A 10,404-nucleotide genomic window follows, 5' to 3' on the forward strand; every position below is an offset into this window, starting at 1 on the left:
GTGCGGCATAGTATTTAGCCCAATTGCTATACACATGCTCGTCACCATGTCGGTTTAACAAGGCCCAACTAGCAATAGCAGCTGGCTTGTTATCAAAAGGCCCAACTTGATGTTTACAGTTGGGGCAATACAAAATGAATGTCTTAGTGACTCTGTTGTATCCCCACTCAGGCAGCCACGTATTCTCTGGCTGCAGACCGAAGTACAGATTGCATAGGCACGTCGGCATGTCTTCTGGCAGCTTTTCTGCCGCGTCCTCGTTCATGCACATGGTCTAACCCCTCCTTATCGAATCGGTTTAAAATGTCGATCAGGCGGTTCCAGCGTTTAGCCCACGATTTTTCCCAAGCTTTCTGCTTCTTACCTGCCAGCTTCGCGACTTCGACCTGAGTCAATTGCATTCTGTTAGCGTTCAGCGCATCACGCTTTTGCATGCAAGCGAGTAGGGCAAGGTGCTTGATCAAGTCCTTAGAATCATCGCTAAGGCTTCTGGATTCCTCTTCATAAAAGGAAGCCAGTAAGATACTTAGCAAAACTTTTGTAGGGCATTGAGCGCCTTCGCTATAACAGAAGCGAAGCCAATCCCCGATATGCTCGGGTGCGCTGTTCATGTCGTGCACCAATTTCGCATGCTTAAACGCTTGTGGTAGGAGTGGCATAGGGGAGCGCTTAAACTGTTTACATGCCAACGTGGTAACCACTTGCGGTTTAACTTTTGCCAATTCTTCGCCGTTCTCACCCACTTCAGTGCGGTAACTACTGCGCTGAAACCTTGCATCGCTACTTCCATTGTTTTCAAAACCATCCAACTGACCTTTGGTTCTGGGAATAACTAAAAGCGCGGAGCGAAGCTCTTCTCGTAGGCCTTCCTCGTTATACTTCACACGCATAGCCATCCCCTTTAATCAAACAAAGTGCTGTTTCGGTACGCTTTGACTGAGGCAGGTTCAATTCCTGTCGCTCGGTAAATAGCACCAAGCTCAGCCATTAAAATGCCAATACACTCGGCTATTTCATTTGCGTAATGAAGAACTTCAACGGGATCATCGCTAGGCGTGAAAACGCCATCCATTGCAGGGTTTGATTTAATGAGGATGTCGCCCCATTCTTTTGCCATTTGTGGCAAGTGTGAGCGTGTTTCGTTGTTTTGGGTCCGTGGTCCCATGGCTGTTAAAGCGACAAAAAAAGATCCCAGCATGCCGCTAATTTCATTCTTTAGCGGCTGCTGGAACTCAGTTGGCAAACTGGAAATAAAAGGAAAAACCCAATTAACTGATAACTCATTTTCACCGTCTATATAGCGAACAAGGCGGCGTGATTGATTTTTAAGCCATTTGGTATCATTTGCAGGTTCAGTAAGTTCACCTGCCTTAATAAGTTCAGGGATAACAAAGTCTCGGGCATAAAGCTCTGTAGGGATCTTTGTTTGGTTTATGTAGTCGTTAACATGACGCATTACGACTGCGGACAATCTGTTGTCGTTTTTTCGACGTGTCATTCCTATCACCTAGCAACTATCATTTAGTTATATCGAAATCAGGGAAGCGTTCTGGGTAAATCAAATGCTCAAGGGTTAAGCCGTTGTGTTTGTATCGCTCAAGCACCAGATAACACACTTCTCCCGACGTATTTTTAGATACCCCTCTCTCGAGGCGGCTTAGTGTCGCGCCGCTACTCCTACAATCTTCTGCCAAAGATTCCAAGGAGATACCCTCATTGGTTCTGCATGTATGTAAAGGCGTTTTCATATGTGCATGATATTTCAAATTTGCATAAATGCAAAATATTTACGTTTTTTCTGTGATGAATATTTCATATATGAAATGAAGGACAATTATTCAAATATGAAAGATGAGAGTGAAAACGAACTCTTTAGCGGGTGGAATAATGGAGCTACATGAAATAATCAGAGCTGAGAGAGCCAAGCGATTTAGCATGGAAGAGGTTGCTGACACTTTTAAAGAGTGGGGAATAGACTGCTCTCAATCCACACTATCTCGCGTTGAACGTGGTGCCATACCTAGCTGGCCTATTGTTGACGGGTACTGCAAGTTGTTTGGCTGGTCGCTAAGTGAGCTCGAGCGAAGATTAGGTAGAAAAGAGCAGGTTGGTGAACCAGACATAAAATCTCGAAAGTTCACAGAAACACCGGGTAAAGATATTCCCATAGTGAGTTGGGTTAGTGCTGGCTGTTGGGGCGATAGCCCACATATAGAAGATCACAACCAAGAAACAAGGTTTGTTACTGGCCGAACACCAAGAAATGCTTTTGGCCTAATTGTATCTGGTCGTTCTATGGAAAACTGCGAGGCAACATACAGCTTCCCTGACGGTAGCCTTATTATCGTAAACCCTGATAAAGAACCTCAAATAAACGACTTTGTGATTGCTGTAGATGAAGCAACTCAAGAAGCAACTTTCAAGCAATTAGTTGAAGATTGTGGTAAAAAGAAACTTGCGCCTTTAAATCCTCAGTATCAAGTGATCGATATCACAGAGACTACGGTGATAAAGGGTGTAGTATTTCGTAACGTGATCGATCAAAGAATATAGATATCGTTCATATTTGAAAGATTTAAATTAAATTACGTTTGCCCATTATTGCATAAATGGTTTACTATTGTGGCGGTAGTAAATGATTAATGCATGGTGAAGAACGTGATTTTTGGAAAGACAAGAAAAGCACAACGCTATGTTGTTGATTTAAAAGAAAATTTAAGAATTACAGATACAAAAAAAGCCGGTTGTGGCGACCGACTTTTCTTATGTGATAGGCAGCTAGAAACTAACCATAACACTCAATTTGTTGGTTACAATTCTAGCGGCCTATTCGTGCATACGCAATAGAAAAAGTTAACTAACCGTAACTTTTTTCTTTTGTGGTATCTGTCATCAGACGGAACGAAGATGGCTAATTACATACAACTAGAATTGCATGAAGCCGAGGAAGCTCTCGGTTACATCTCTCCAGACTTACCTTATAAAGACTGGTCCAAAATTGGACGTGCGCTTTACGCTGAATTTGGCGATCAGGCGAGGGACTTATTTGAATCCTGGTCTGCTGCTGGCAGCTCATACAATAAACGTGGCTTTAATAGCTGGTGGAAAAACTTCCGCAAAACCAAACGTACTGGCTTTGGTTCTTTCATCTATGAAGCAATGCAAGCTGGCTGGAAACCTCAACGACAAGACCGTTCTGAGGAAGAGCAGCAGCGCATTTTTGCAGAATATGAGAAACGCAGGAAAGCAGCAGACAAGAAACGAGCACAAGCGGAAAACCAACAATGGGAAGAGCTAAATAAAGAAGAACAGCTTTTCCAAAGCTGGCCATCTCAGTTTTCACCGACTCAATACATGCTGAAAAAGCAGATGGCCGACATCAGCCGTTTTGTTGATGTTCGCTTAGGTAGAGACCGCTTTAATAACCCATGCTTGGTTTGGCCTATCTACGAACAGTTATTTAACCAAGGCCGCTTTTGCGGCTTTGAGCGTATTTTAGATAAAGGCTTTAAAGTTGGTGAACGTACCATCAACAAAGTTTCAAGCGATAACGCTCGCACTGATATTGGTTTTTGCACCTTCGGTAAGTTTTGCGACCATGGACCCAAACGTGTTTGGGTTGTGGGTGGTTTCGCTGATGCTTACTCTGCACACGTAGCAACCAACGAAGTTATCGTGACGCCAGTTGGTGAAGGTAACATTCCACACCTGATTGAACGCCTGAAGTCTGAACATCCAGACGTCCAATTTATTGCTGCACCTGATAACGATAAAGCAGGTATTGAAATGATTAACCGCGCAGGCGGTTACTGGACACTTCCACATACAGACGGTTACGACTGGAGTGATACTTTCGTAAATCTAGGGATGGATGCAGTTTCTGAGCAGTTGAACGATATCAAAGGCTTTGAAACGATTGAGTCAAACTCTCGCTATCTACAAGCGGAAATCCGCAAAGGTCTAAACCTGATTGACTCAGATATGGGTACAGGTAAATCGACCACCGTTAAAAACTTCATTCAGAAAAACCCACATTTAAAAACACTTGTTATCTCGCACCGTGTTGCGCTGGCTAAATCTCTCAAGGCAGGCCTGAAAGGTGATAATGTTTCCGTTGAGTTTTACCAAGACCTTATCATTAAAGATCCGGTACCAGGTACTGATGCAAACATGGCTCTGCGTAACGCGCATATTCTTGTTTGTTCTGTGGATTCACTATGGCGCCTCGCTGGTTCTAATTGGGATGTGGTTTTCGTTGATGAATTTGAACAAAACCTTGCGCAGTACTATGCGAAAACAATCCAATATGGTGAGCACTGCCTAAACTACCTGCAGTTTGTTCTTACGAACAGCCAAACGCAAATCTTAGCCGACGCGCACTTGGGCGAGATGGCGTTCGACTTCTGTCATTACATTGGCCTACATTCTGGCGTGTACTTCAAAAACAGTTATCAAGTTGCTCAAGGCAAAAAGATGTTTGTCTATGAGTCAAAAGATCACCTGCTTGAAGAAGTCATGCAGCAAGTCATGGCGAAAGGTAAACGCTACATTTACGCCAACTCGAAAGAGCAAGTGAAAGCGATTGGCACGGCTATTGAGCAGGAAAGAGAGCGTAAACACTATGATGGTTCAGTGTTGGTTGTTCATGCAGATGTAACCGGAACAGATGAAGTAAAAACAGCACTAGAAGACATCAACGCTATCGTTCCTAACCTTGACGTTCTGATCGCTTCACCAACTCTTGGTACCGGATTTGATATTAAATCTGACGCTCACCAGTTTGATAAAACCATCGGTTTTTTATCCTCTCGCGTTGGTACAGCAGAAGAAGGTCACCAAGGTCTTAACCGAGCGCGTGATGTTCAAGAGTTTCATGTCTACCTAGACAACGCTGAGAGAAGCGAGCCAACAGACCCTGTTTACATTCAAAACAAGCTGGTGGAAGAAGTCTCTGCAGAGACCATGAAAGTATTATCTATCGATCCTACGACTGGCGACTTCACGACTCGCAACGCTTTATACGAATGGCTTTTCTGTAAAGTGAAAGCCAAACAAAATGAATCATCTAACCGCTACCGTTCTCGCTTTTTAGAACTGGCAGATAAAGGTGGCTATGAAATCATTCAAGTGGCCAAGCAAAAACTGGCGGCTGAGTTTGGTGCAACGGTAAGAGAAGAAGCAAAGGACCGAAACAACCGTATCGACCTGCGAGATATACAAGACGCTCCTGTTCATATCGGTGAAGCTTTCCAAGCAGTAATGCGAAATGGTGAAGATTACACCGCGACTGAGATTGCGAAATCAAAGGTTAACTTCGACTTGCACCTCGATGCGGCAAATGAAGACCAGCTCGATTACCTGCTTCCTTTTGCGCAAGAGGTTTACGAAAACTTTGGTCACGATGGTGCTAACGCTAAGATTAATGATGTGGACAGCGCACTCACAATGCCAGAAAACAAACGTGACGCAGTTCTAACCGCTCTAACTTACAAACAAAGCAAACAGCGCTTTGTTGATTCAATCAAAAAGCTTTCATGGGTGAACGTAGACGCTCACTCGGCTCAAGCGTTCGACATGAAAGACGTTCAACACGCAGAAAGCCGTGTTAGCTGGCGTCACCTTTCTATCAAACGAGCTCACTTGATCAAGCTTCTTCAAGTGGCTGGTATCGATGAGCAATTGAACTACAACGGCAAGCAATGGACCGCTGACGAACTAAGACCGGCTCTTTATGAATGGCTTCGAAAACAGTCCACTAAAGACCGACTCTTCAAATATTCAGGCATCTCTGTTTCTGCAAATACTTTAGCGAATCCAGTGCAATGGTTTAACAACCACTTGCGCTCTTTTGGTGTGCCTGTTGAATTACGCAAAAAGCACTTAGGGAAAGGCAAATATGTTAACTCTTACTTTGTACACCTACCGGAATGGGAAGCTGTGAAGACTCTTGTTTCGCTACGTTCTCAAGGTATCGAAGAAAGCCTACAAGATGCAGAAACGCTTGATATCGACACTATCCAGCGCCAAGTCGCATCGTTTATCAATGAATTGAGCACAAGCGAATTTAAGCAAGGTTACAAGGTTCGCTTTGACAAGCTAGATGATCAATGCCGCTTAACAGGCCTGGTGGATTTACGCGACGATTTAGCAGCAGCGTTCGCGCCATTCATGCAAGAAGTGAAGGATCAAGTAGCGCCAAAATATGATCCACCTTCGCCACTGTTTATTAGTAACAAAATTGCGCAGGGTGGATCACCAATTCAAGCGCAGGATATCAGTAATGACGGGGCTTTAGCGTATATTGAGGGAGGGGAGGAGAGACCTTCTTTTGAGTTCCCAGAAAAAGCCACTAGCATACTCAGCCATGATCACCGCGACGTAGTTTATGAAGTAGCTAACATCGCTGTTAATGAATACCAGCTCGACGCTGCGAAGGTCGTTAAGGTCATGCTTGAATATGGGTTAGAAAACATTAAGAACAGCGCACAGGCTTGGGCTGGCTCTGTTAAGCAGGCTATTACGGAGGGTATATGATTAAAGTTACACAGGACCTTGTAAAACAAAAAATTCTTAGTCTGGTTGATGATACGACAAGCTTTGATTTAGAAAAATACAGTTCCCTTGATGAAGCTATAGAAAAACTATCAAAGGAAAAATTCTCAGTTATTGATGTTTTTGAGGTGCTTACTCAAGAAATGATTGATGATCAGGAAGATAGTCATTCTGGTTATCTCAGTGGAGCTAACGTTGGCGATCTTGTTTGGGGTGATGATGAATGTTGGGTGTCACAGTTAACCGTTGATGGATGGTCTTTTCATGCAGAGCAAGCACTTGGAAAAAGCCATAATGATATAGATGACATAGCTGATTACATAGAAAACACTCTTATTTTAGAAGTGTTATCCAGTCACAATGACAAGTAAAAGCGAATGTCAAAGGCATCATAGATACAAGATAAACCATTAGTCACATGTTACCCACTGTTTTAGTGGATAAATGAGATTATACTAGTCTATTCAGTTGGTTGAATAGGTAAAGAAAATGCTTAAAAAGTTTCTTGTTATGGCACTAGCCCCTTTAGCCTTATATGGTTGTGGTAATGACAAACCAGATGAAATCCACAATGCCGAAGTTGAATTGTGGAGTTCATACAAGGAATCAGGGATCTATAATGATCTCACCTGTCGAGCTGATAATTTCGACGGCAATTGGGTTATGTATTGCAAAGATAAAGGTGGTAATGCTGGCGGTCTTTATGAGTTAAAAATATTAGGAAAGGGTCACCACCAAATACTCTCTCTTAATGCGACAGCTATTAGTGATTCGGCAACCATGTCTCGCCCATATCACTACTATGAGCAGTCGACGGTTGATGTTGACCAGGCTATTAGAGATTTGAGTTAATAAGAAGCCCACCAAGGTGGGCTAGTTGTTATGCTTTCTCATTATCTTTATGCCGTACTCCACCAAAATTTAGGTGGTTATAAACAATTTTTAACTTTTCCTCATCGAAGCAGCTAATAGATTTCAAACCAATTTGTCTCTCTCTAAAATCTCTTTGCTCGATTCTAGTAAGATCTTTCCAGTAAAGTCCATTTATAGAAAAATCATTATTTACATACCCGATTAAAGCAGAAATTCTTTGTTGCCCATCAACTATTATTTCACTCATTGGAGTAGTCATTTTTCTATCTTCATCCCAATTAAGGTCGTTAATCATCACAGAGCCAAGGTCATAACCAATAAACACTGATTCAATAAAGGCTACCTTTTCTTCGACTGACCAGACTAACCCACGTTGCCAGCTTGGTAATGGCCATCCTCCAATAAATCTTTTCGCCCAAGGGTAATCACTTTCCTCTTTCCCCCCGCAAATTAACAATTCTATTGGCATACTTCCCGACGTGAAACGAATTATGGGTCTTGGAATTCTATTACTCATGATCATACCTTTCTGTAATTGACATAAATTCATTTATCCCCACACATCGATTGTCAACTTCATACAAGCCACCGGATTGTTCATGCTCTTTCTCTTGCTGAGTTTCTTTGTTAGTCTCTGATTCTGACATTTTGATTGCTCCTTAATTAAAATGTTCGGCCCCTGTTGGCGCAGGGGCCACCTTGCGACCATGGTCGCTAAATCTTCAAGTCTCGATATAGAGCAAGAGTAGAGTCCTTGCTGGTTTTCTTGCTAGGCGTCCAAACCTCACAAATAGCCTGTCCTTTTATCATTATTCTTGAGTGCCACATATCACCGTGTTTGGTAACTAATGGTGCTGGTGGCTTTTCTGGTAAGGCTTTGCGGTACTCGAACTCATTCCAAGCTAATCTGAATGCTTCCATAACGTTTTTAGGCTCTTTACCTACACTAATCTGCCAGCTCTCTTCTTCAATCGTCACATCCACCAGCCAAGTACCATCATCTTCTTTATGGCCCTTCATCTTAGGCTTGAGTACTGGCTCGCTACTTTTATTGGCAGGTTGTTCCACCTTCGGTTTGGCTTCTTTTTCAGGCTTCTCCTCGGCTTTTGGCTTGGAGTGTTCTTCGGCTTTTCGTTCCATGATTGCGTCAAGGGAGTGGTCAATTTTTAGTGCATCCTCCACCACTTCAAGATACTGCTTCACCATGATGTAGTTACGAGTTTTCCCATTGTTATCCTTGCGAATATCAATTGGTTTGATGGTGCGCCATGGGTCTTGTTCTAGCATCTCCATGACTACTTTATGTAGGCTAGAACGGCTTTCTCTTGCCGCTATCCACTCATTCTCACTCATCGCTTTCATAGCGTTGATGCGTCGCTCTGGTGAGTCATCCACTACTGGTTCCCACTTCGCGCCAGCGTTGTGGATTTTGAATTGCATATAGTGGTTTTGGGCGTCGGTATCGTGGTGGCCAAGTAGCTCCTGATAGAACATGTTTTCGTCTTTTTTCGCCCATCGTTTGTCGTCTTTGAAGAATAACTCAAAGCAAGTTTTGGCATACATAGCGCGAGTGTCTTTGAATACCCAATCACGACGGTGGCCTTCAAGAGTGATCGGGAATCGGTCAACCAGGTCACGCATAAACTTGTTAAGTGGTCCTGCGGTTCTATTGCTGACTAACTCGTTAACGCTGTAATGTCGTTCCGCTTTTAAACTAGCTAGTGAAGCGATGTTAGAGAATGAACGTAATCTCGATAGAGCTTTGAGCACCACATTGGCATCGGCTAGTGAGTAGATTTCCATTTCGTCACCAGTAACACCACCACGCTTTTTCGCTTGGCCAGTGAACTTTAAGCGGTTGTTGTCTATCTTTTCGAACTCACCCTGAAACAACACTTCAATCGCACGACGACCCGTGGCCATAGCTACACCAACTGCAAGAGCTTCCCATTGGTGGGCAGAAGAATCACTGAGAAGTAATGACATGAGCTGCATCTGTTTGGTGTAGTCGATGTTGACTACGCCTTCTTTCTTAAAAATCAGGTTGGCCTTGTTCTCAGCCTGTTTGTTGTCTGACGAGAACGAATCTTTCGTTAGGTGGCGCATTACCTCATGGTCAATTTTTAGTTTGTCTAGTGCAGGATAAAACTCGCGAGTCTCTTCAAAGATTGCTTGCAACCGCTCAATAGCATCAGCTCGGTCCTCTTTTTTCAGCGTTTTTAAAGACTCGATTTCATGCGACCAAGCAGGGAAATCTTTCGCCATTTTGTTAACTACAGTGGCGTAGTTGCTGATTTCAGGGGAGAGCTTTTTAAGTTGTTTTTCAACTCGTACTACGTGAGTGATCTTCTCGCGTAGCTTACTCCAACGCTCCCGGGTTTCTCTTAGTGGATAGCCGTCGATTTCATCTACCAAATAGCTGCAGTGTGAGAAGTTATTGCGTAGGGATGAAATAGACTTATCGAAGCTGTGGTGCATCGCTCCTGTATCTGTGACAGCGTTGCGAACCTTTGTTAGTGCCTTAGATGCACCATCCAACGACAAAGAGTTACTGCTTTTTTGTTTTCGCTTTCCATACAATGCAGTGATCACTTTCTTAGCTGCGCGACTGTAAGCCATCGTTTTGGCACTTTGCGTTCGGTCACTAGTCTGAATTTCGCCAAGTTCATCCAGAAGATCGATAATAATCTTGTCTAGATTCGTCTTTCGATTGCGCGTCTCAATGGACTTATTATCAATATAACTCTTGGAACTTATAACTATCTCTTGCTTGTTCATTTTCATCACCTACCATCACTAACAATGTTACTTAAATATAAATGTTACATAAAACATTGTCAAACATTACAACAAAATAAATATCAGTATAACGTTACATAATGATAAATGACATGCTGATATATTTATTTAAATGTAACGTTACACATCACTAAGTATTTACGTAAATACTTAGTGATGTGTAACGTTACATTTAAATAA

General features: G+C 42.9%; 10 protein-coding genes. 5 read left to right on the forward strand and 5 right to left on the reverse strand.

Translation table 11 applies throughout. The features are described from left to right. Positions 1-167: 167 nt before the first annotated feature. Both QMA41_RS25180 and QMA41_RS25185 read right to left on the reverse strand, forming a co-directional pair. The gene (locus QMA41_RS25180) at positions 168-890 is read right to left on the reverse strand and encodes a bacteriophage antitermination protein Q (protein WP_281630887.1); all 723 of its coding nucleotides are present in this window, start codon (positions 888-890) and stop codon (positions 168-170) included. 11 nt (positions 891-901) lie between these two features. Further along, complete coding sequence (locus QMA41_RS25185) at positions 902-1,498, reverse strand: hypothetical protein (RefSeq protein WP_281630888.1); 597 nt, start codon at positions 1,496-1,498, stop codon at positions 902-904. A 389-nt stretch (positions 1,499-1,887) separates the two neighbouring features. Here QMA41_RS25185 and QMA41_RS25190 point away from each other — a divergent pair, with 389 nt between their 5' ends. The 5 genes from QMA41_RS25190 to QMA41_RS25210 all read left to right on the forward strand — a co-directional run bounded on the left by QMA41_RS25190 (position 1,888) and on the right by QMA41_RS25210 (position 7,404). Further along, positions 1,888-2,553 (forward strand): LexA family transcriptional regulator, encoded by a 666-nt coding sequence (locus tag QMA41_RS25190; RefSeq protein ID WP_281630889.1) that lies wholly within the window; start codon positions 1,888-1,890, stop codon positions 2,551-2,553. Between the two features lie 93 nt (positions 2,554-2,646). Continuing rightward, a complete protein-coding gene (locus QMA41_RS25195) occupies positions 2,647-2,847 on the forward strand; it encodes a hypothetical protein (RefSeq protein WP_281630890.1) in 201 nt (66 codons plus the stop codon). Between the two features lie 60 nt (positions 2,848-2,907). Continuing rightward, on the forward strand, positions 2,908-6,534 hold the full coding sequence (locus QMA41_RS25200; protein ID WP_281630891.1) for a plasmid replication protein, CyRepA1 family: 3,627 nt from the start codon (positions 2,908-2,910) through the stop codon (positions 6,532-6,534). Then, positions 6,531-6,923 carry a hypothetical protein gene (locus QMA41_RS25205; RefSeq protein ID WP_281630892.1) on the forward strand — a complete coding sequence of 131 codons (393 nt, stop codon included), beginning with the start codon at positions 6,531-6,533 and terminating at the stop codon, positions 6,921-6,923. The genes QMA41_RS25200 and QMA41_RS25205 overlap by 4 nt, the downstream gene beginning before the upstream one ends. Positions 6,924-7,041: 118 nt before the next feature. After that, positions 7,042-7,404 (forward strand): hypothetical protein, encoded by a 363-nt coding sequence (locus tag QMA41_RS25210; RefSeq protein WP_281630893.1) that lies wholly within the window; start codon positions 7,042-7,044, stop codon positions 7,402-7,404. Positions 7,405-7,432: 28 nt separating this feature from the next. Here the strand turns inward: QMA41_RS25210 and QMA41_RS25215 are convergent, their stop codons facing one another. From QMA41_RS25215 to QMA41_RS25225, 3 genes are all read right to left on the reverse strand, one after another. Beyond that, positions 7,433-7,942 (reverse strand): DUF262 domain-containing protein, encoded by a 510-nt coding sequence (locus QMA41_RS25215; protein ID WP_281630894.1) that lies wholly within the window; start codon positions 7,940-7,942, stop codon positions 7,433-7,435. Further along, the gene (locus tag QMA41_RS25220) at positions 7,935-8,072 is read right to left on the reverse strand and encodes a hypothetical protein (RefSeq protein WP_281630895.1); all 138 of its coding nucleotides are present in this window, start codon (positions 8,070-8,072) and stop codon (positions 7,935-7,937) included. The genes QMA41_RS25215 and QMA41_RS25220 overlap by 8 nt, the downstream gene beginning before the upstream one ends. 67 nt (positions 8,073-8,139) lie before the next feature. Further along, positions 8,140-10,203: a protelomerase family protein gene (locus QMA41_RS25225; RefSeq protein WP_281630896.1), complete on the reverse strand. Its 2,064-nt coding sequence runs from the start codon at positions 10,201-10,203 to the stop codon at positions 8,140-8,142. Positions 10,204-10,404: the final 201 nt, after the last annotated feature.

It is taken from the genome of Vibrio sp. St2 (genome assembly GCF_947311885.1).
GTDB lineage: Bacteria > Pseudomonadota > Gammaproteobacteria > Enterobacterales > Vibrionaceae > Vibrio > Vibrio coralliilyticus.

Coding starts and splice junctions, on each gene's coding strand:
- QMA41_RS25180 (WP_281630887.1), bottom strand. CDS start 890: ATGCGTGTGAAGTATAACGAGGAAGGCCTACGAGAAGAGCTTCGCTCC.
- QMA41_RS25185 (WP_281630888.1), bottom strand. CDS start 1,498: ATGACACGTCGAAAAAACGACAACAGATTGTCCGCAGTCGTAATGCGT.
- QMA41_RS25190 (WP_281630889.1), top strand. CDS start 1,888: ATGGAGCTACATGAAATAATCAGAGCTGAGAGAGCCAAGCGATTTAGC.
- QMA41_RS25195 (WP_281630890.1), top strand. CDS start 2,647: ATGGTGAAGAACGTGATTTTTGGAAAGACAAGAAAAGCACAACGCTAT.
- QMA41_RS25200 (WP_281630891.1), top strand. CDS start 2,908: ATGGCTAATTACATACAACTAGAATTGCATGAAGCCGAGGAAGCTCTC.
- QMA41_RS25205 (WP_281630892.1), top strand. CDS start 6,531: ATGATTAAAGTTACACAGGACCTTGTAAAACAAAAAATTCTTAGTCTG.
- QMA41_RS25210 (WP_281630893.1), top strand. CDS start 7,042: ATGCTTAAAAAGTTTCTTGTTATGGCACTAGCCCCTTTAGCCTTATAT.
- QMA41_RS25215 (WP_281630894.1), bottom strand. CDS start 7,942: ATGAGTAATAGAATTCCAAGACCCATAATTCGTTTCACGTCGGGAAGT.
- QMA41_RS25220 (WP_281630895.1), bottom strand. CDS start 8,072: ATGTCAGAATCAGAGACTAACAAAGAAACTCAGCAAGAGAAAGAGCAT.
- QMA41_RS25225 (WP_281630896.1), bottom strand. CDS start 10,203: ATGAACAAGCAAGAGATAGTTATAAGTTCCAAGAGTTATATTGATAAT.